16 protein-coding genes are annotated in these 21,375 nt (G+C 62.1%); 5 read left to right on the forward strand and 11 right to left on the reverse strand.

The window, feature by feature from the left end; translation table 11 throughout:
- Positions 1–506: 506 nt before the first annotated feature.
- A complete protein-coding gene (locus tag AC5LXX_RS34450) occupies positions 507–1,085 on the forward strand; it encodes a recombinase family protein (RefSeq protein WP_493413658.1) in 579 nt (192 codons plus the stop codon).
- A 14-nt stretch (positions 1,086–1,099) separates the two neighbouring features.
- Here the strand turns inward: AC5LXX_RS34450 and AC5LXX_RS34455 are convergent, their stop codons facing one another.
- The 6 genes from AC5LXX_RS34455 to AC5LXX_RS34480 all read right to left on the reverse strand — a co-directional run bounded on the left by AC5LXX_RS34455 (position 1,100) and on the right by AC5LXX_RS34480 (position 9,097).
- Positions 1,100–1,669 (reverse strand): recombinase family protein, encoded by a 570-nt coding sequence (locus tag AC5LXX_RS34455; RefSeq protein ID WP_493413659.1) that lies wholly within the window; start codon positions 1,667–1,669, stop codon positions 1,100–1,102.
- A gap of 57 nt (positions 1,670–1,726) precedes the next feature.
- Complete coding sequence (locus AC5LXX_RS34460; RefSeq protein ID WP_493413660.1) at positions 1,727–3,010, reverse strand: M24 family metallopeptidase; 1,284 nt, start codon at positions 3,008–3,010, stop codon at positions 1,727–1,729.
- Positions 3,011–3,045: 35 nt separating this feature from the next.
- The gene (locus tag AC5LXX_RS34465; protein WP_493413661.1) at positions 3,046–4,473 is read right to left on the reverse strand and encodes an aldehyde dehydrogenase family protein; all 1,428 of its coding nucleotides are present in this window, start codon (positions 4,471–4,473) and stop codon (positions 3,046–3,048) included.
- 340 nt (positions 4,474–4,813) lie between these two features.
- Positions 4,814–6,106 (reverse strand): NAD(P)/FAD-dependent oxidoreductase, encoded by a 1,293-nt coding sequence (locus AC5LXX_RS34470; RefSeq protein WP_493414339.1) that lies wholly within the window; start codon positions 6,104–6,106, stop codon positions 4,814–4,816.
- Between the two features lie 67 nt (positions 6,107–6,173).
- Entirely contained in the window at positions 6,174–7,733 is a 1,560-nt protein-coding gene (locus tag AC5LXX_RS34475) for a DUF3138 family protein (protein WP_493413662.1), read from the reverse strand.
- A 242-nt stretch (positions 7,734–7,975) separates the two neighbouring features.
- Positions 7,976–9,097: a polyamine ABC transporter substrate-binding protein gene (locus AC5LXX_RS34480; RefSeq protein ID WP_493413663.1), complete on the reverse strand. Its 1,122-nt coding sequence runs from the start codon at positions 9,095–9,097 to the stop codon at positions 7,976–7,978.
- Positions 9,098–9,495: 398 nt separating this feature from the next.
- On the opposite strand from AC5LXX_RS34480, the gene AC5LXX_RS34485 reads away from it, so the two are divergent.
- A complete protein-coding gene (locus AC5LXX_RS34485; protein WP_493413664.1) occupies positions 9,496–10,326 on the forward strand; it encodes a helix-turn-helix transcriptional regulator in 831 nt (276 codons plus the stop codon).
- Between the two features lie 245 nt (positions 10,327–10,571).
- Here AC5LXX_RS34485 and AC5LXX_RS34490 read toward each other — a convergent pair whose 3' ends face one another.
- The 3 genes from AC5LXX_RS34490 to AC5LXX_RS34500 all read right to left on the reverse strand — a co-directional run bounded on the left by AC5LXX_RS34490 (position 10,572) and on the right by AC5LXX_RS34500 (position 13,977).
- Positions 10,572–11,849: an ATP-binding protein gene (locus AC5LXX_RS34490; protein ID WP_493413665.1), complete on the reverse strand. Its 1,278-nt coding sequence runs from the start codon at positions 11,847–11,849 to the stop codon at positions 10,572–10,574.
- On the reverse strand, positions 11,833–12,582 hold the full coding sequence (locus AC5LXX_RS34495; RefSeq protein ID WP_493413666.1) for a response regulator: 750 nt from the start codon (positions 12,580–12,582) through the stop codon (positions 11,833–11,835). The genes AC5LXX_RS34490 and AC5LXX_RS34495 overlap by 17 nt, the downstream gene beginning before the upstream one ends.
- A gap of 342 nt (positions 12,583–12,924) precedes the next feature.
- On the reverse strand, positions 12,925–13,977 hold the full coding sequence (locus tag AC5LXX_RS34500; RefSeq protein WP_493413667.1) for an RNA-guided endonuclease InsQ/TnpB family protein: 1,053 nt from the start codon (positions 13,975–13,977) through the stop codon (positions 12,925–12,927).
- A gap of 92 nt (positions 13,978–14,069) precedes the next feature.
- Here AC5LXX_RS34500 and AC5LXX_RS34505 point away from each other — a divergent pair, with 92 nt between their 5' ends.
- Genes AC5LXX_RS34505 through AC5LXX_RS34515 form a run of 3 tightly spaced genes read left to right on the forward strand, consistent with a single transcriptional unit; the run spans position 14,070 to position 19,960 of the window.
- A complete protein-coding gene (locus AC5LXX_RS34505; RefSeq protein ID WP_493414340.1) occupies positions 14,070–15,326 on the forward strand; it encodes an efflux RND transporter periplasmic adaptor subunit in 1,257 nt (418 codons plus the stop codon).
- A gap of 12 nt (positions 15,327–15,338) precedes the next feature.
- Complete coding sequence (locus tag AC5LXX_RS34510; protein WP_493413668.1) at positions 15,339–18,536, forward strand: efflux RND transporter permease subunit; 3,198 nt, start codon at positions 15,339–15,341, stop codon at positions 18,534–18,536.
- The gene (locus tag AC5LXX_RS34515) at positions 18,533–19,960 is read left to right on the forward strand and encodes an efflux transporter outer membrane subunit (protein ID WP_493413669.1); all 1,428 of its coding nucleotides are present in this window, start codon (positions 18,533–18,535) and stop codon (positions 19,958–19,960) included. Before AC5LXX_RS34510 ends, AC5LXX_RS34515 begins: the two co-directional genes overlap by 4 nt.
- 84 nt (positions 19,961–20,044) lie before the next feature.
- On the opposite strand, the gene AC5LXX_RS34520 is transcribed toward AC5LXX_RS34515, so the two are convergent.
- Positions 20,045–20,530, reverse strand: coding sequence for an anthrone oxygenase family protein (locus AC5LXX_RS34520; RefSeq protein WP_493413670.1), 486 nt, complete (start codon positions 20,528–20,530; stop codon positions 20,045–20,047).
- A gap of 2 nt (positions 20,531–20,532) precedes the next feature.
- The gene (locus AC5LXX_RS34525; RefSeq protein ID WP_493413671.1) at positions 20,533–21,357 is read right to left on the reverse strand and encodes a Rossmann-fold NAD(P)-binding domain-containing protein; all 825 of its coding nucleotides are present in this window, start codon (positions 21,355–21,357) and stop codon (positions 20,533–20,535) included.
- Positions 21,358–21,375 lie beyond the last annotated feature (18 nt).

Here is a 21,375-nt window from a genome sequence, read left to right on the forward strand (position 1 = left end):
CCCCAAAATCGAGAAACGGATCACCCGCCGTTTCTCCATTCCACGAACAAGGCCAAGCCATGCGTCGATATCGCCCTTCTCACACCATGAGAGAAGTCGCACGCAACCGTCACGACGGAAAAAAACGTTCCTTTGAGTAAAGCTGTGTCTGACCGTAGGGGTATTGACTCAAGGCCTTGATGGAGAAGGGGCACAGCTGCACGCTGCTGGATGGACAAAAAGGAACCATTTTGTCCACTACAATGACGCTCCATTTGACAATTCTTTGCACAAGGCCTGCGCAAGGTTTCCGCCCCATTCAAGGCGGTTGACTTCTTCGTGACGAGCGAATCGCGGCGGTATTCGTCATGTTCGCGCGAACGTTTGTCCGCTGAAAAATTCCGCCTACCCCGCTGTCTCCGGACACTGGCACCCCGGCTTTTAGACAGCCGACTCTCCATCTTTCGCATGCGACCGCACGCTCTCGGAGGCGAGTCGCCATCCATCCATTCCGATCGGAGATCTCAATGAAAATCGGTTACGCGCGCGTATCGACGGAAGAACAAAACCTGGGCCTGCAAGAGGATGCTCTGGCGCTAGCAGGATGCCGGTTCGTCGAAACAGACAAGGGCATTTCCGGCGCGGACTTCAACCGGCCGGGTCTCGACAAGGCATTGCGACGTCTGAAGCCGGGCGATACGTTTGTCGTCTGGCGGCTCGATCGCCTCGGACGCTCGCTGCCCAAGCTGGTGGATCTCGTCACATCGCTGGAAAAACGGGGGATACGCTTCGAATCAGTTACCGAGGCCATTTCCACGGAATCGCCTGGCGGCACACTGATCTTTCACATGATGGCGGCGCTCGCTCAGTTCGAGCGTTCGCTGATCAGTGAACGGACCAAGGCGGGCATGGCCGCGGCCAAACAAAGAGGCACCATCCTCGGACGCAGGCGCGCACTGACGGCGCCACAGCGGACGCAGGCGCTCAAGCTGCTCGAAACGCACTCCACAACGGAAGTCGCGAAGCAGTTCCACGTGCATCCACGAACATTGCGTCGGCTCAAGCAGGCCGGCAGAAATGACTCACAGAACGTCGGCCGGAGGTGAATCAGCGCAAAAATTCAGGAAGCTGGTTGTTCCGTCTGCTGCGGATACAGTGCGGAGCGAAGTGTCTTGACATGCACGCCGAAATGCTTGGCGACGAATGCCTCTGGATAGGTTTTAACCAGATCCTTCGCCTCGGCAACCGCCTGCACGCTCAACGCGCGCGGTCGTCCCGGCTTGCTGCCGCGATGGCGGGCCGCTGCCATGCCGGCTTTGGTCCGTTCGCTTATAAGAGCGCGTTCGAATTCAGCCAGCGCCGCGATCATATGGAACATGAACATACCCGTCGGCGAGTCGGTGTCGATCGATTCATTCAACGAGGCGAAATGGACACCGCGGTCGCGAAGGCTGCTCATTAAAATGACGAGTTGACTCAACGAACGCCCGAGCCGATCGAGCCGCCAGACGACAAGCGTATCGCCGCGCGCAAGACTGGACAGCGCGCGATTGAGCCCCTGCCGATCCTTTCGAGTTCCGGATACGCCGTGGTCGGAGAAGATTGGATCGCACCCGACATGCTTCAGTGCCGAAAGCTGAAGATCGAGAAATTGTTCTTCTGTTGATACACGTGCATATCCGATCTTCATTACGTCCCCAGATGTACGCACTACTACTCGATGAATGGGTAGCTGGACAGGCTCGACCTACCCATGAGGATTGATCGTCGACCCGGGCTTGCCGTCGATGACCAGGAGCGTGTTGCGCACGTTGGACAGAACCTCGGCACCCTCGTCGAGGAAGACGATCGTTTCGATGAGCCCGGCGCCCCCGACGAAACTCTCGAAGTTGGTGACGAGCCCGTGCTCGACATACTTCTCATGCTCATCGAACTCGACATTCCAATTGAACTCGCCCACCCAGTCGGGGGGAAAAGCGATGCCGAGCTGATAGCCGCCGATCCAGTCGCGCAGATCCCACACGCCGAACGATTGATAGTATTTCCGCAGTTCGGCACTGATCGTCGCGAACGAGGTGCCTACCGTTGCCACGCTTATCAGAAGTTCGACCGCACCGGCGGCGATCGTACTGGCACCCTCGAGATCCTTCGACGGATCCCCCAGATAGAACTGGCGTGCGGTGTTCGCATGGTAGCGATGCTTGACGCCGCACGGGTCGACGAGGAGCGGGCCTGCGCCGATGACGCGGGTGCTGGACAGCGCATGGCAGTAGCTACGCGTGCGCGAGACGGTGTTGTGCAACCCGCTGGTTTCGCCACCCGCCTGGGCCATGGCCCACTCCAGTTCCGCCCATACCTGGATCTCGGTCATCTCCGGATGCACCTTGCACAGCAGGTGCGCGTAGCCGGCGTCCAGAATCCGCGAGGCCTCCCGAATTACCTCGATCTCGGCCGGCGACTTGATGTGCTGAAGATCGCGCAACATGACGGACACGTCCTGCACGTCGAGATCACAATTCTTCAGCATTGCCATCAAGTGCCCAGTAGTTGCCGCGTTCTGTCGAGGCGTCCACATCTCGATGCCGCACGTACCAGACATCCAGCCTTCGGCGGTAAGCGCCTTCACCACGGACCCATGCACACCGTTCAAGCTCGGGTCGGCGGTTTCCGGACATTCAGGATCGTCGAAATGCCGGATATCGGTGGCAATCGAGGTGAAGCCGAGCAGCCGCGCGTGATCGGCCGAGTCAAACACGATCATGCCGCCTTTATCCTGGTGAACGGCCGTGAAGCTGCACGGCGGCCAGGCCGTCGTCGAACCGGTGCGGTACCACCGCGCTTGATAACCGTGAAGCCAGCACTGCGACTCCGGTGACGACAGCAGCACTACGTCGACTCGCTGCCGCTCCATCGCCATGCGAAGCTTTGCCAGGCGCAACGCGTACTCGTCATCGGTGAATGCCTGCTGCCTGGGGACGGTCTCGTCCATCAGCGCCTTCAGATAGTCCCGATTCAGTTCGAATTCGCTCATCGTCGCAATCGCCTTTCCCGTTAGCGCCGGACCACTCAACAAGGCGCGCTTGTCGTGCCTTTGATCTCCAGGAACTCCTCGAGACCGAATTCGGCATACTCCCGGCCGTTTCCTGACTGTTTGTAACCGCCGAACGGCGCGGCAGGATCCCACGGCGGGTAATTGATATGCACGTTCCCGACGCGCAAACGCTTCGCTATCCGATGCGCACGCTCCAGGTTCTGCGACTGGACGTAAGCAGCCAGCCCATACGCGCTGTCATTGGCGATGGAGATGGCTTCCTCCTCGGACTCGTAACTCATGATCGAGAGAACCGGACCGAATATTTCTTCGCGCGCGATCGACATGGTGGGCAGCACATTCGAAAAGACGGTCGGCCGGACATAGAAGCCCGTTTCCAGTCCGGCGGGCCGCCCCAGTCCGCCGGCAATCAGCGTCGCGCCCTCGTCGATCCCTAGCTCGATGAACCGCTGGATGCGCTCATACTGCACGCGGCTCACCACGGGCCCGAGCTCCGAGCTCTCGGCGCCGGGATGGCCCACCAAGGTCGCTTCCGCTTCAGCCCGAGCGATATCTTCGGCGGTGCGCATGAGATCGGCGGGCACCAGCATCCGTGTCGGCGCGTTGCACGATTGCCCGCTGTTGCTGAAGCAAGCCTTGACCCCACGAGTAACCGCGTCCGTCAGGTCCACATCGGAACAGATGATGTTGGGGCTTTTGCTGCCGAGTTCCTGATGTACCCGCTTTACCGTTTCGGCTGCGGCCTTCGCCACCTCGATTCCCGCTCGGGTGGATCCCGTAAACGAAACCATGTCCACGCCTGGATGACGCGCGAGGGCGTCGCCCACGATGTGGCCATACCCGTGAACGAGGTTGAAAACGCCCGGCGGAACGCCAGCCTCGTCGAGGATCTCCGCGAACAATATCGCGCTGAACGGAGCAATCTCGCTCGGCTTGAGCACCATCGTGCATCCGGCAGCCAGAGCCGGCGCCACTTTGCACACGATCTGGTTGATCGGCCAGTTCCATGGCGTAATGAGCGCGCATACGCCGATGGGCTCGTGCGAAACCAACAACGTTCCGCGCTTTCTCTCGAACTCGAACTGCTTCAACGCTCTGATAGTCTGCTGAAGATGCGCGGTTCCGACGGCGGCCTGCATCGATCTGGAAAAGGCAATGGGCGCCCCCATCTCCCGGCTGATGATATCGGCGACCTCGTCGTATCGGGCGGTGTACACCACCAGCACGCGCTCGAGGAGCTCGACCCGTTGCTTGACGGTCCATTCCGAAAAAAAAGAGAACGCCCATCTTGCGGCAGCCACGGCGCGATCGACGTCCGCTGCCCCGCCGACCCGTAGTCGAGCGTATGGCGCTTCGGTGGAAGGGTCGACCACGTCGATCGGTTGTATGTCCGCGGGATCGAACCAGATCCCGTCGATGAAACTCTGATTGGCAATTCGCATCTTGATCTCGCTACAGTTTGCTTCCGTGGTATTCACGACGCCGCTTTGCGCGAACGTCAACGTTCCGGGGGCCGTGCTTCGGACGGACGGCGCGCGGTTTAAAACTCGGCGGCCGGCCATTCGATCGACACGAGCCGCTCGATCGATGTAAAGGCGCGCAACGCCGGATTGATTTGCTCCGCTCGCTCGAGGCACTGACGGGCGACCTCGACCGGCGAGCCAACTCATGCGCTGAAATCCGGCAAAGCTCGGGCGCGTCGGGAATGGGTGTGTGAAGCTGATTAGCCATAGATTGATCTCGATTGTCGAGGTTACGTCCTTGCATGCAGCCTGCCACGCGTCATACCAGATCCCTGATCTTTGCCCAAGTCATCCCCAACGCAAGCATCGGCGTCCGCAATAGGCGCCCGCCCGGGAAATTACGGTGGCGAATCTTGCCGAACAAATCGAACCGCTCTGCCTGCGTACCGATCGCCTCAGCGATCAGCTTGCCTACCAGGCCGGTCACGTTCAAACCATGCCCCGAAAATCCCTGCGCGAAATAGACGGTCGGTGCGATGCGGCCGAAATGCGGTGCCCGGTTCATCGTGATGTCGACCAGGCCGCCCCACGCATAGTCGACCTTGACATCCTCGAGCTGAGGAAAGGTTTTCAACATATCGCGACGCATCGCTTCCCCGAGATGAGCCGGCTCGCCCGTCGAATAGCTTACCTTCCCTCCCCAAAGCACGCGACCGTCGGGTGTCGGGCGAAAATAATCGAGTGCATAGCGGCTATCGCAGATGGCCGCCTGCGCTGGCATCAACGCAGTCGCACGTACGGGATCGAGCGGCTCAGTCGCAATCACGTACGTCCCGACCGGCATGATCTTGCGCGACAGGTCAGGGGCCAACCGGCCTAGCCAGGTATTGCCCGCCAGCACGACGAACCCGGCGCGCACCGTCCCGCCGGCCGTTTCGATCACGTGAGCACCACCTTCATCGCGTATGCGCGTGGCACACGTGTCCTCGAATATTTGCGCCCCGGCCTCGCGTGCCGCGCGCGCAAGGCCGAGCGTGTAATTGAGCGGATGCAAATGGCCGCTATGCGGATCGAACAGGCCGCCTCTATATCGTGAGGATTGCACATAGTCACGCATCAGGCCGCTCTCGATGTAGCGCAACTTGTCGTAGCCGAAGCGTCGTTTCACTTCATAGCACCACTGTCGTAGCGCGACGACGTCGCGCGGCTTGTTGGCGACATGCAAATAGCCGAAACGCAGATCGCAGTCGATTCGATGATTCGCGACGCGCTCCCTGACGATGTCGACGCCCTCTAACCCCATTGCCCAGACGCGCGCCACGTCCTCGGCGGACATATGCCTGGCGAAGGTATCCATGCCACACGCATAGCCACCGATCAACTGCCCGCCGTTGCGGCCGCTCGCGGCCCAGCCGACCTTCGATGCCTCGAGCACCGCAACGCGATATCCACGTTCCGAGAGATTCAGCGCCGTGGAAATTCCCGTCAATCCGGCGCCGATCACGCACACGTCCACCTGTAGCGTTCCGGTGAGCGGTGCATGTCGAGTCGTGTCGTTGACGGTCGCCGCGTAATACGATGCGGCATGAGACTGGTTCGAGAGCCGGAGCATAGGAATAAAGAGAGAACGACGGCGGCACATTCGATATCACCGAACAACACAACCGCGGTCTAAACAATCAGAACGTGTAGATGAACTGCGTCGCGATGATGTCGTTCGACTTGCTATACGATCCGTTGCCGTGCAGGAATACGTCCTGCGTCGCCCAGTCGTGGCGATATTCGATCTTCACGATGGTCTGTTGGGTCGGATACAACAGCAGATCCAGCGCCACGTCCTGATGCGCCGCGCCCTTGCACTCGAAGCCCAGGCCGCCGTTGGCTTTCGAGTTCGCGAGGCAACTCGCACCGATACCGAAGCCGTCGGCAGTATCCATGCCGTTCGCGTTCTGAGCGATCCCGCCACCGCCGCCGCCGTTCTTCGTATTGACGAGCAGGTCATAACGCGCGGTCACGCCGATACGGCCGAGCAGCGGCACGTTGAATTTTCGATGCCCCAGCAACGACAAGCCGTACCATTGCGCCTGGCCGCCGTTGAACGCGGCATTCTGTTGTTGCCCGTAGTCGAATTCGGCGTTGTACTGGACGTCGGCGAGCGTATAGGTCGCATCCGCTTCGGCGAAGAAATACGTACCGTAGGGGCTGGGCGCGACGCCGCCGACTCCGTACACCGGATTGCCGTTACCGTCCAAGCCGGAATACAGCGTCTGGCGACCGATATTGAACGAGCCGCCGATATCGAGCGCAGTGCCTTTCGTGTAGTCGACCCGCGCCGTGAACGTCGGCATTCTGTTGCTCGACGTAATCGCGTCGCCCAGCGCATTCGTGCCGATCTGTGTGACCGAACCGGCCGTACGGTACTGCTCGTTCGCGAGCAAGAACTTCCACGACCAGTGGCCGTCCGCGCTCAGGTAGTTAATTCCCGCGCCGATGTAACTGCCCGGATCCGAAAAGTCGTACAGCAAGTTGTGCGTCAGCGTCAGCATCTGGTTCGATTGCTGAACTTCATAGCCACCGAAGCTCGGCATCATCCCCGCGACCACGCTGGTTGTCGGTGTCACCGGCACCGTAATGAACGCCGTGTTCAGGATATTGACACCGCTGTTGCCGTGCTCGTCCATGAAAAGCCCGCCAGCGCCTCGGTTGGGCAATAGCGAGATTTCCGCAGAGGGCGCCATTGGCCCTACGCCGAAGGTCTTCTTGATATCCAGATAGGCATCGCCAAACGTACTATTGAAGTAGCTGTAGCTACGGTCGTGATTGGCGAACACGAACGATGACGTTCCTGCCGCACGATTGTAGAGATAGGACGGATCGATGTACCCGGTCACGGACAAACCCGCAATGGGTCCGGTGCTGGCGGCATCGGTCAGCGTCTCGACCTTGAGCTGCGAACTGGCGATCTGCTGCCGGATCTCGCTAACGTCGTTATTGGTCAGCTGGGCAGGCGCCTTGCCGTAGTCGGGCGAAGACGAATCGACGACAGGTGTTGGCTGCTCGGCGGCGCCTGAAGATGCACCGGACGATTTCGCCGCCAGCGCCGCCTTCATCGCATTCACCTCTTTCTTCAACTCTTTCAGTTGAGATTGAAGCGCTTCGATATCGGCGGCGTTCGAACCGGCCAATGCAATCCCCGGCATTCCGATCATCATCAGCATGCAAATTATTTTCATTTTCATGCAAATTCTCCAAACACTTCAATTTAAATTCGCTCTTTTATATTGAGCGTTTCATTTCTAAATGAAGCTCATGTCACCGCGCAGAAAATAGCAATCCACAACGCCAGTTCGAAAAAAGGCGAAAATGACAGGAAGCACTACGTTGAAAACTTAAACGAGATTCGAGGGGTCGCCGAGCTAATTCAAGCAATAAACCGATGCCGCTCTCCGCAGTGAGAACACGCGCGCATCGGCGTCCGGCATCAACGTCCGGATTTGACCTGCAGCCACAGACGATTCTCGAGACGTGCGATGTCGGAAGGCTTGGGACGCGCGAGCGACATCTTGTTCAGAATGTCTGCTGGCGGATAAACATTGGGATCGTGTGCGATCGCCGGCGTCACATATTGACCCGCAGCCTTATTTGCCGTTGGATAGAAAACTTCATTGGTAATCGCCGCGTTGACTTTCGGATCCTGAATATAGTTGATCCATTTGAGCGCGGCCTCCGGATGCGGTGCGTCTTTCGGAATGCCCATCACGTCGAACCACACGATCCCACCCTCTTTCGGGTTCGTGTATCTGATCTCGTATGAACGCTTGGTGTCCTGCGCGCGCCGCCTCGCGACACCGATATCGCCCGAGTAACCGAGTGCGACGCAAACATCATTATTGGCGAGATCGTCAATGTAACCCGACGAGCTGAATTGCGTAATGTACGGGCGAACTTTCTTCAATACCTCGTACGCCGCCTGATAGTCTCCCGGATTCTTGCTATTGGTGTCCTTCCCCATGTACTGCAGCGTCGCGGCGAATACATCGTCCGACGAATCGGGGACGGACAAGCCGCAGCGCTTGAGCTTCGCGGCATTCGCGGGATCAAAGATGAGCGCCCAGCTGTCTACCGGCGCATTCTCTCCCAGCACCTTTTTCACTGCTTGGACGTTGTACCCGATGCCGTCGGTACCCCATGCCCAAGGCACGCCGTATTGATTGCCCGGGTCCGCATCGGAAATCTTCCGCATCAAAGCGGGATCGAGATTCGCCAGGTTCGGCAATTTCGACTTGTCGAGCTTCCGATAGATGCCCGCTTCGATCTGCTTCGCCATGTAGTTCGACGTCGGCACGACGATGTCATAACCCGAGCCGCCAGCAAGCAACTTCGTCTGCAGCGTGTCGTCGCTGTCGTAATTATCGTATCTGACGTGAATGCCGGTCTGCTTTTCGAAATTCGCGATCGTGTCCTTCGCGATATAGTTCGACCAGTTGTAGACATTCAACTCGGTGTCCTCAGCATGTACCTGCGTGCCGATGAGACCCAGCAGAATGCTCGCAACCGGCGCGGACGCACGTACAAGGGTATGGTGAAAATGCCTGCCTGCCATGGTGAGTTCCTCTGCGGACGAATATGAATGACACATCGCCATGCGTCGCCGCGTGTAATTTAAATGTAATGCCCTGTATACGCCGCCCGCCATTCGCGTATCTCGTCTTTTTGGCGGGCCCGTGGAAGGCAGCACGCCCGACAGACGAGCGCATCGATACCTGTCGGGCCGTGCGAGCGTGCTTGTCGCACTTCCTCTCAATGCAGCCGGCGCCGCGCCGTGCGGCCGTTCAGTCATGCGTTGCAACCACTCTATCAAGCACCAATTGCCCGATCTGTCCTAAGTTCCCGGGACAAGCGTGTTTATCGATGAGCCATTCAATCAGAGGAATCGCAGGCTTGCTTCGGCTTATTGGCGTGATATAAGCGGAAAACCGAGTTCTCCACACGTGCATCGTCATGAGTTCCGCGCCACCCATCGTCGATATCCACCTTGGCCAGCTTTCATCCACGGCATGCGCGCTAGGTGCGATCGCCGACGCGGCAGGAACACGTCAATTTCTTCCAGTACTGTTCGAGACCATCTCGAATTTTGTCGATTGCGATTCGTTGCACTTGGATTACGTACAACCGTACTCATCGCCTCGCAACATCTGTTGGATCGGGAGCTTCGGCAAGGATCCTGACCTGATCGAACGGACCATGCAGCTTTACTATCAGAGCTATGCCCAGAACGATTCCACGTTCGATCGGATCGAGTGCGAGCGAGACGTTCAGTTGATGCAGCTATCGGACCGACAGGTCGAATCTCGCCTGCGCAGAATTTTTTACGACGTGGCCGATATTCACGATGAATGCGTGACCTACTGCCTCACCCGTGGCGTGCAATTCTCGATGTCGGTGTGCCGCGCGCGGCGCCTGCCGCCGTTTTCGCTCAAGGAACTGAGCATCCTGAAGCATCTGGCCCTGATCGTTCTACCGCTGGCGGCCATGCACGAGAGCCTCGTCGGTGCGAAGCATTCCGGCAAGGAAGGCTCGGGAACGCCCAGCGATACCATTACCCGCTGGCTGAACGAGAAATTGACGCCACGAGAAGCGCAAGTTTGTTCAGCTTTCATCCAAGGCATGACCACACAAGCTATCGCGGTATCAATGGGTGTCAAACCGTCGACTGTCGAGACATTTGCGAAGCGGGCGTTCGTCAAGCTGGAAATTGATTCGCGACGTCAGCTACTGGCACTTGCATTTAACAACGCGCTCGTTGAGCCTAGTTACTCGCATATCAATTGAATACTCATCGGCAACGTATCTCGTCGTCCTCCTCGAGGGAGGCGGCGTCTCAACCATAGGGACTGGTCCCGGCCAGTGTTATGCGACCGCTGGTGGGCCAATGAGAACGTCGACAAAGCAAGCTTGGCGGCGGCAGGATCGTTCTCGGAATACTTTCGGGCTCGTTACGTTGGCGAGCGTGGCTATGTGTGTCGTGCCGACCTTCGCGGCGTACGCAAACGGGTGATGACACCGCGTGCGGCGCTTCATTGCGCGGCATCATGCTTCGGAAACCGCATCGCTACGACAAGCCCGCCGTCGGCCGCGTTGGAGATCTGCAGCGTGCCGCCGTGATGGCGAACGAGGCGGTGAACGATGGCCAGGCCCAAGCCGCTGTGCGAGGTGCCGCCGCGAGCGGGATCGAGCCGGACAAACGGACGCAGCACGCGGTCGAGGTCAGGCTCGGACACGCCGGGCCCGTGGTCTCGCACCACGAGTTCGTAGTGCTCGCCATGCGCCCGGGTAGCGATCTCCACGGGCGGCTCGCCATAGGTCAGCGCATTTTCGACGAGGTTCGAGAGCGTGCGGTCGATATCGACCGTGGGCAGCATGAATCCGGGCCCCGCGTGAAGATCGAGCGTGACGAGCGCATCCAGGTGCGCTTCGTCGCTCGGACTCGGCGCGCCAGCGTAATCGCGACGACAATACGTGTCCACGCTGACCTGCGGCGAACCTTCGGGGATCTCGCGCGCAAAGTCGAGAAACTGCGTGATGACACGCGACATCGACTCGGTATCGCGCAAAAAACCCTCGCGATCGCCACGGTCGGTCAGCAGGTCAGCCCGCACCTGCATGCGTGTGAGCGGTGTGCGCAGGTCGTGCGCGATACTCGCCAGCATCACGGCGCGCTCCCGCTCTGCCACGGCCAGTTCGCCCGTCATGTCGTTGAAGTCGCCGATCAGCTCGCGCAATTCGCGCGGCCCGCGCTTGCGCACGATGTTCAGATGGCGACCGGTGCGATATTCGCGCGCGGCTGCGGCAAGATCGCGAATAGGGCGATTCAGTTGCCAGGCAAGCACGACGGCAACCACGATGGCGAACATCAGCGTCAACGCCAGCGCCCCGGTGAAACGGCTCAGCGGCACCTCGGCTCGCGGCAGCACGATGCCACGCGTGCTGCCCGTGCGTAGCACGCGCAGCGTGCCGTCTTCGTCCAATGCCACGTGGGTGCCCGGCGGCAGCACGTGCCGCAATTGCCGTTCGATGGGCCCGTTCGTGTCGCCGCGAAAGCGCTGCGCATCGGCGGCCGGCAATTGCTTCAGGTCCACGAACGAAACACCCAGGATGTCCGTCCCGGAACGCTCCCCGTCGCTGCCCTGCCCGCCCATGCTGGCGGCAGCCTCCACAACGCGCGAAATATGGAAGGCGGCAAGGCTCGCGCGGGTTCGCTCGATCAACAGCAGCGACGTGAGGTGAACCAGCACCAGCAAGCCCACCGTGGTGACGACGAGCCGGCCGAACATCGTATCAAGTGGATTCTTCATCGGCCGGGTTGTCGGGAATGAACATGTAGCCGATCCCGCGCACGGTTTGCAGCCGTCGGGGATTGGATGGGTCGTCCTCGATCAGGCGGCGCAGGCGCCATACCGGCACGTCGATGCCGCGCTCGGTCACTTCGGCATCCGGACCGTGGAGCAGTTCGATGAGCCGCGTCCGCGATAGCGTTTCCATAGGGTGCGAGGCCAGCACCTCGAGCAGCGCGTACTCGCCGCCAGTGAGCTTCACGGGTGCGCCTTCGCACAGCAGCGTGCGCGTCGAGAAATCCAGTTCGAAACGACCGAACCGGCAAGGTGCGCGCTTCTCCCGCACCGCCGTGGTTCGCGGTAGCCCCTGGCGGCGCAGCACTGCATGGATGCGCGCGAGCAGTTCCTGCGGCATGAACGGCTTGCCCAGATAGTCGTCCGCCCCGAGTTCGAGCCCGAGCACGCGGTCCGCGCCTTCGGCGCGCGCGGTCAGCATGATGACGGGAATCGTGTCGCCGCTCGCGCGCAGTTGCTTGAGCGCGGAAATGCCATCCACGCCCGGCATCATGAGGTCCAGCACGATGATGGCCGGCCGCTCGCGCTCCAACCGCCGCGCGAGATTCGTTGCGTCATGAAGAACCGAGAACTCGATGCCGCGCTGCTGGAAGAACTTGCGCAGCAGGTCGCGCAGTTCCGCATCGTCGTCGACGAGCAGGACTTGCGGGGCGGTGTCGGGGATGGAAGGTGGGTGCATTTCGGGTACTCAGGGCGGCGTGAGGACGGAATGATGGTAGCCCGGATGCGATCTGACTGGCTTTCGGAATATTACTGTGATTTGCGATCGCTAACGGAACCGGTACGAGGGCCGGGCCGTGAGGGTATTTCGTACGCCGAAGTCCCGATGCTCTTTTCCCTGTCCGGGCGCGTCACTGGACAGTAAGTTTCCGTAAGCACAAAAAAATGCGCCATCGGTAGCGTTACGCCTTGTCCAGCACCGGTACCGCTGAGGTACCACCGAAGCGTCCGGTGCCGTCCCGTTCTCGCATCGCGCGACATCGCGATGCCCAAACAGGTCCAAGTTGACGTCCTCCACCGCCTAAAGGCGGAGGATTCCCACACCTGGCGATGCACGTCCGCATCGGAGAATGTTCAGCGCAGCGTTGATATCACGATCATGCACGACACCACATCCACTGCAGGCCCATTCTCTTACTCGCAGTCCCGCGATACCTTTCGGCCGCGTCGTACTATCTTTCGACCCGCACGACGAACAGGACTGGGTCGAACCGCTTTCGTCGACTTCCTCGAACGTGGCTCCGTGCGCGATCGCTTTGTAACGGAGCTTGTTTCGGAAGGACGACCAGGATGCGTCGTAGACGCTCTTCGCCATCCTGGTTCTGGCGAGTTTTGCGGCCGACACGTTGCCGACCGCGATGTAATCGAACCGCCGCACCAGATCGAGCGCGAGCTTATGCTGGAAATCGGCACGCGCATTCGCGACCTTGGCGTGCAGCTTCGCGATATGCCGCCTGTGCTTTCGCGCCCGTTGCGCTTTCGCCAGCTTCTCGGCCGCACGTCGGCCGAACCGATCGTTAGGCAGCTTCTCGCCCGTCGAAAGTGTGGCGAAGTCTTTCAGGCCGAGATCGATGCCCACACCGGAACGGATCGGGCGGGCCTGCACATCGGGCATCTCGATCACGATGTTGAGAAACCAGTTGCCGCGTGCATCCTGCGCAAAGTTGGTCCCGTCCTTGATCTTGCCTTCGGGAAGCGGGCGGCTGTTGAACACGCGAAAGGTGTTCCCGGCAAATCGGAACGCGTCGCCCTCGCGCTTCAGGTCACGGCCCTTCAGCGGCACCCAGCCCAGCGATTTCCTGCCGCGAGAGCGCAGGTAGGGCCGACGGTGCTGACTGCGCGACTTCGCGTATTGCTCGCACGTCGCGTTGACCGTGCCGGAGTGAATACCGAGTTCCTTGCTGCTGCCGGTCGTCAGCACGTTCAGGTCGAATCCTGTCGGCCACTTCTTGCCCCACTTGAGCGCGTGCTTCTGCGTGTCGTTGCAGAAGTTCCAGACGTAGTTCACCGCACGGCTCTGCTTGTTAAGCAGTCCGTTGAGCGATTTCACCCGGTAGCGATAGACAAGGATCATGCAGGTGATCCTAACCCGTGGAAGAAGCTGCCTGTCAACAGCACGCCTTTCCTTCCCGCCATCAATGGCGGGGGCTCTCGGAGCAAATTCTGATGAAGACGCCAATCCTCCCGAACCACGCGCACCACCACATGACGTGCAGGCCACGCCAGCTGTGTGCCGCACTCTCGATACTTGCGATAGTCGGAACCGCCGGCTGCAACAGGCAAACAGGCGCACCGCCCGGCGGCTTCGCCGCGCAGACCGCACAGGTGGGCGTGCTCTCGCTCGCGCCGCAGCACATCGTCGAAACCACCGAACTCTCCGGCCGCCTTTCGTCGCAGAAGGTCTCCGACGTGCGACCGCAGGTGAGCGGAATCATCCTCAAGCGCCTGTTCGTGGAAGGCGGCGACGTGAAGGCGGGCCAGGTGCTCTACCAGATCGATCCGGCCACCTACCAGGCTGCCTACGACCAGGCGCGCGGCACGCTCGAAAACGCCCGCGCCACGCTGGCCTCGGCGAGGACGAAAGCGGACCGATACTCCGAACTCGTGAAGATCAACGCCGTGAGCAAGCAGGACTACGACGATGCCATCGCTGCGGTTCGCGAAGACGCCGCGAGCGTCACGGCCGACGAGGCGGCGCTCGAATCCGCGCGCGTGAACCTCGAATACACGCGCGTGCGTGCGCCCATTTCCGGACGCATCGGCGCATCGACCGTGACAGAAGGCGCGCTCGTCACCTCGAACCAAACCACCGCGCTCGCCACCATCCAGGCGTTCGACCAGATGTACCTCGACGTCACGCGCTCCAGCACGGAATGGCTGAGGCTTCGCAAGGCCTTCGCTTCCGGGCGCCTGAAGAAGACGGGCAGCGACAGCGCCGCCGTCACGCTCGTGATGGAAGACGGCACCGAATACGCCCACCCCGGCGCGCTGCAGTTCTCCGGCGTCACGGTAGACGCCACCACGGGTTCGGTCACGCTGCGCAGCACGTTCCCGAACCCCGAACGCGAATTGCTGCCGGGCATGTTCGTGCGCGCCCGCCTGGAAGAAGGCGAGAACGACAACGCGATACTCGTGCCGCAGATGGCCGTGACGCGCGCGTCGGACGGCAAGGCGAGCGTCTACGTCGTGGATGCGGCCGGCAACGCGCAGCAGGTGCAAGTAACGGCCGACAACGCATTCCGCGACCAATGGATCGTGACCTCGGGCCTGCACGCCGGCGACCGCGTGATCGTGAGCGGCCTGCAGAGCGTGCATGCGGGTGCGCCGGTCAAGGTGGCGGCCGATACGCCGCAGACGCAGGCGGACACGGCATCCGCGGCACCCGCGACAGACACGGCCTCGACCGTGTCGGCACAGCGCTAGGCGGAGAACGGCATGGCAGAGTTCTTCATCAAGAGTCCCATTCTCGCGTGGGTCATGGCCATCGTCATCATGCTGGTGGGCGCGGCGGCGGTCACGAGTCTTCCCGTCGCACAGTACCCCACCATCGCGCCGCCCTCGGTGCAGGTGACGGCCACTTACCCCGGCGCCTCCGCCGACACCGTCGCTGCAACCGTGACCCAGGTGATCGAGCAGAAACTGAGCGGCATCGACAATGTGCTGTACATGTCGTCCACGAGCAGTTCCGCCGGGCAGGCCACCATCACGCTGACGTTCAATCCCGGAACGAATCCCGACATCGCGCAGGTGCAGGTCCAGAACAAGGTGACGCAGGCCACGCCTACCCTGCCCCAAACGGTGCAGGAGCAAGGTGTGCAGGTGGCGAAGGCGTCGACGAGCTTCCTCATGATCGTCACACTCTCGTCGCCGGGCGGCACCTGGAATTCGGTGGATCTCGGCAACATCATCGCGACCCGGATCGAGGATCCGCTCGCGCAGTTGAACGGCGTGGGCGACGTGACGCTGTTCGGCGCGCAGCACGCCATGCGCATCTGGCTCAACCCGGTGAAGCTGCACAGCTTCGGACTCGTGCCCTCCGACGTGACCACGGCCATCACGAACCAGAACGTCGAGCTCTCCACCGGGCAGGTAGGCGGCTCGCCGGCAACGGATTCGCAGGCCATCAACGCGACCATCCGCTCGTCGAGTCTGCTCACCACCGCCGACCAGTTCGCCAACATCCTGCTGCGTGTGAACAGCGACGGCTCGCGCGTGCTGCTGAAGGACGTGGCGCGCGTGGAGGTGGGCGGCGACAGCTACGACACCTCGTCGCGTCTGAACGGCAAGCCGGCATCCGCGCTCGCCATCAAACTCGCCACTGGCGCCAACGCGCTGGACGCAGCCAACGCGGTGCGCGCGAAGCTCGCCGAAATCCAGCTGCAATTGCCGAAGGACGTAGCGATCAGTTACCCGTACGACACCACGCCGTTCGTTCGCATCTCGATCGAAGAGGTCGTGAAGACGCTGCTCGAAGCAGTCGTACTGGTCTTCCTCGTGATGTACCTGTTCCTGCAGAACGTGCGCGCCACGCTGATTCCCACCATCGTGGTGCCCGTTGCGCTGCTCGGCACATTCGGCGTGATGTCGATGATCGGCTTTTCGATCAACGTGCTCTCGATGTTCGCGATGGTGCTCGCCATCGGCCTGCTCGTGGACGACGCCATCGTGGTGGTGGAAAACGTCGAGCGCATCATGAGCGAGGAGAAGCTCGGCCCGAAGGAAGCCACGCACAAGGCGATGGGGCAGATTACCGGCGCCCTGGTCGGCGTGACCACGGTGCTCACCGCCGTCTTCATTCCGATGGCGTTCTTCGCGGGCTCCACGGGCGCCATCTACCGGCAGTTCTCCATCACCATCGTCTCGGCGATGCTGCTGTCGGTCATGCTCGCGCTCACGCTCACGCCGGCGCTGTGCGCCACGCTGCTCAAGCGCGCCGACGTGGAGCACCACGAAAAACGCGGCTTTTTCGGCTGGTTCAACCGGTGGTTCGCCAAGAGCAATGCGGGCTACAGTTCCACGCTCGCTCGCGTGGTCGCGCGGCCCGCGCGTTACATGCTTCTCTACGGCGCAATCGCCGGCGTCGTGGCGTTGCTCTACGTCACGTTGCCCTCCTCGTTCCTGCCTGACGAAGACCAGGGCTACTTCATCGTGTCGATCAGCGCGCCCGCGGGCACGCCGGCCTCGCGTACGCTGAAGACGGTGGAGGCCGTGGAGCAGTACGTGCTGAAAGACGAGCCTGGCGTCAAGCAGGTCATCGCCATCAACGGCTTCAGCTTCAACGGCCAGGGGCAGAACAACGCCATCGCGTTCGTGACGCTCAAGGACTGGAGCCTGCGCGGTTCGCGCGACAGCGCGCCGGCCATCATCGCGCGCGCCAACCAGCATTTCGCCGGCAATCGCGACGCGCGCATCTTCGTGCTGAATCCGCCCGCCATTCAGGAACTGGGTACGCAAAGCGGTCTCGACTTCGAGATAGAAGATCGCGGCGGCGCAGGCCACGACAAGCTGCTCGCGGTGCGCAACCAGTTTCTCGGCATGGCGTCGAAGGAACCGACACTCGCGATGGTGCGCCCGTCCGGCCTTGAAGACACGCCGCAGTTGCAGGTGGACATCGACCGCGAAAAAGCCAACGCGCTGGGGCTTTCCGTCTCCGACGTCAACGACACGCTGCAGACCGCGTTCGGTTCGTCCTACGTGAACAACTACATCGACACGGGGCGCGTGCAGAAAGTCTATGTGCAGTCGGACGCGCCGTATCGCATGATGCCTGCCGACCTTGGCGACTGGTATGTGAAGGCAAGCAGCAGTTCGTCGAGTTCGTCGTCCTTGTCGTCCTCGAGCACCACCACGAGTACGCCAGGTTACGACTCCACGATGGTGCCCTTCTCGTCGTTCGCAAAGAGCCACTGGACGTTCGGGCCGCCGCAGATCGAGCGCTACAACCGGCAGCTCGCCACAGGCATTTCGGCCGCCACGCGGCCCGGCGCGAGCACGGGCGAGGCCATGAACGCGGTCGAGCAGCTTGCACGCAAACTGCCGCCCGGCTTCGCCGTGGAATGGACAGGCCAGTCGTATCAGGAGAAGCAGGCCGGCTCGCAAGCCACGGTGCTCTATGCGATCTCGCTCGTCGTCGTGTTCCTGTGCCTTGCGGGCCTCTACGAAAGCTGGTCGATTCCGCTTGCGGTGCTGCTCGTCGTGCCGCTCGGTGTGCTGGGCGCGTTACTGGCCGCTCACGGGCGCGGACTTTCGAACGACATCTACTTCAAGGTGGGGCTGCTGGCCACCATCGGGCTGTCCACGAAGAACGCCATTTTGATCGTCGAGTTCGCGAAGGATCTGCAGGCGCAGGGACACAGCCTCGTGGACGCCGTACTCGAAGCCGCCCACATGCGGTTGCGCCCCATTCTCATGACTTCGCTCGCGTTCGTGTTCGGCGTGCTGCCGCTCGTCATCAGTACGGGTGCCGGCGCCGGCGCACGCCACGCCATCGGCACGGGCGTGACGGGCGGCATGATCGCGGCCACGGTGCTCGCCATCTTCTTCGTACCGGTCTTCTTCGTCGTGGTGCGCAGACTGTTCAAGGAACACGGTCACACCACGAACTCCGCCGACATCAACGAGGGCAACGCATGAAACGCACACTGATCGCCCTTCTTTGCGCGGGTGCGCTGGCAGGCTGCACGCTGGACCCGACATACCAAAGGCCGGCCGCTCCGGTCGACAACACCTGGTCCGCCGTGCCCGCGCAGGCGCAGCCGAAGTCCGCGCAGAGCACCGCTGCGGCCCCGCTGGGGGCCGACCTCGGCTGGCGCGACTTCTTCAAGGATCCGCGACTGCAAAAGCTGATCGAACTCGCGCTCGCGAACAACCGCGATATGCGCGTAGCCGCGCTCAACGTGGCGCAGTACGAAGCGCAGTACCGCATTGCGCGCGCCAACGCCGGACCGACCATCAACGCATCCGGCTCGGTCACGCGCGAACGCGTGGCAGGCTCCACGAGCGCATACAGCTCGAGCAGCGCGAGCGTGGGCCTCACGTCGTGGGAAATCGACTTCTTCGGCCGCCTGCGCAGCCTGAAGCGCCAGGCGCTCGAGCAGTACCTCGCCACGGACGCCGCGCGCACCAGCACGCAGATCAGCCTGATCGCGACCGTCGCCACCGACTATCTGCAACTGCTCTCCGACGAGGCTTCGTTGCAGATCGCGCAGAACACCGTGGATGCGGACCAGCACACCTACGACCTCACGGTGAACATGATGAAGATGGGCAGCGCGTCGCTGCAGGACGTGCGCCAGGCCGAGAACTCGCTGGCGAGCGCGCGGTCGAGTCTCGCCTCGTACACGCGTGCGGTCGCTCAGGACCGCAACAACATGGTGGCCGAAATCGGCGCGCCGCTGCCCGACGATTTGCCGCAGGGCGCTTCGCTGATGGAAAGCGAGAACACGTTCACTGATATCGGCGAAGGCGTGCCGTCCGATCTGCTCGCGCGCCGGCCCGACATCGTCGAAGCCGAGCACACGCTGAAGGCCGCCAACGCCAACATCGGCGCGGCGCGCGCCGCGTTCTTTCCGAAGATCGAGCTGACGGCTTCCGCGGGCACCACGAGCGGCAGCCTCTCGAACCTCTTCAAGGCGGGCACGGGCGCATGGACATTCGCGCCGTCCATCTCGGTGCCTCTCTTCGACTTCGGCTACAACCGCGCCACGCTGGACGTGGCGAAAGTCGAAAAGGACATCGACATCGCCAACTACGAAAAAGCCATCCAGACGGCGTTCAAGGAAGTGTCGAATGCGCTCGCGGGACGCACCACGTATGTCACCCAGGTGGCCGCGGACCGTGACTACGTGAACTCGGCGCAGCAGTACTACGATCTCGCGCAGGCGCGCTACCGCAGCGGCACCGACAGCTTCCTGACCCTGCTCGATGCGCAGCGGACGCTCTACACCGCGCAGCAGCAACTGGTCACGGACATGCTCGCCAAGCAGTCCAACCTCATCACGCTGTACAAGGTGCTGGGCGGCGGCTGGTGGGAGACGGGCACGGTGGCGCAGCGGTAACCTCCGTACGCCCGTGAACGACGGGTATTCACAAATCGCGGGAGTCTTGATATCGAAGAGCGGCACTTCGGCGTGGCGACGACGCTACCGTGCCGCGATCCCCGCGATGAAGCACGCGCACGCAGCCGCCGAAGAGACCGCGCGCACGTGATTCCACATCGTCCAGTCGTGCACATAGCGCGTCCACAGTGCCGCGCCTTGCACGCTCGCCGGATCGGCCGCGGCAAGCGCATCGTTGAGCGGCACGTTGACGGCCATCGTCACCGCGAACATGCCGAACACATAGAGCACGCCGCCCGCGACCGCCGCCATCGCGCCCGGCTGGTCGCGATCGAACAATGCGATCACGACGAGCGCGAGCGCCATCAGCGTCGTGCCGAGGAACAGCGGCATGAACGGCGAACGCACGATGTCGACGTTGATCGCGTTCATCGCGGCCGCGCCGGCCGGCGGCGCGAGCCGGCCGAGCGACGTCATCACGAACGTCGAGAACGCGAAGTACACGCCGGCCATCAGCCCGCAGCCGACGGCCGAACCCCACAGCAACGCGGAAGTCACGAACGCGATCATGGTCAGGCGCTCCATACGCCGGTGGCGGCCGTCGCACGCGCATAGTCGGCGAAATCGCGCGCCGGCCGCCCGAGCGTCTCTTCGATGCCCTGCGCCACCGCGCTGTTGCGCCCGTCGAGCACCACGCGGAACAGATCGTCGAGCAGTTCGACGACCGGTTCCGGCACCCCGACCTCGTGCAGCCCCGCGACGAACGCATCGTGCGAAATCTCGCGATAGGCGACCGGCCGGCCGGCGGCCCGCGCGATTTCACCGACGGTTTCGGCGAACGTCAGCGCGCGCGGGCCCGTGACTTCGATCACACGATCCGCGAACCGCACATCGGTGAGTGCGGCCACGGCCACATCGGCGATGTCGTCCGCATCGACGAACGGCTCGCGCACGGCGCCAGCAGGCAGCGCGACTTCGCCGGCCAGCACGCCGTCGAGCAGGTAGCCCTCGGAGAAGTTCTGGTTGAACCAGCTGGCGCGCACGACACCCCAGCCGACACCCGACGCCTGCAGCGCCGCTTCGGCCGCCTGTGCGCCGGGCTCGCCGCGTCCGGACAGCAGCACCACACGCTCGACGTCGCGTTCCCGCGCGAGCCGTGCAAAGGCTGCGATCGCTTCCACGGCGCCTTCGACGGACAAGTCGGGCTGGTAGGTCACGTAAGCGGCCGATACGCCGTCGAGCGCCGCGGGCCAGGTCGCGGGCGCCGTCCAGTCGAAGCGGACGGCCGACGTGCGCGACACGGGGCGCGTCGCGAGGCCGCGTGCGCGCAGCCGTGCATCGACGCGGGCACCCGTCTTGCCCGAACCGCCGACGATGAGGATGGGAAGTGCCGACATGTGCGTCTCCTTTGATCA

Source organism: Burkholderia torrens (assembly GCF_984668525.1).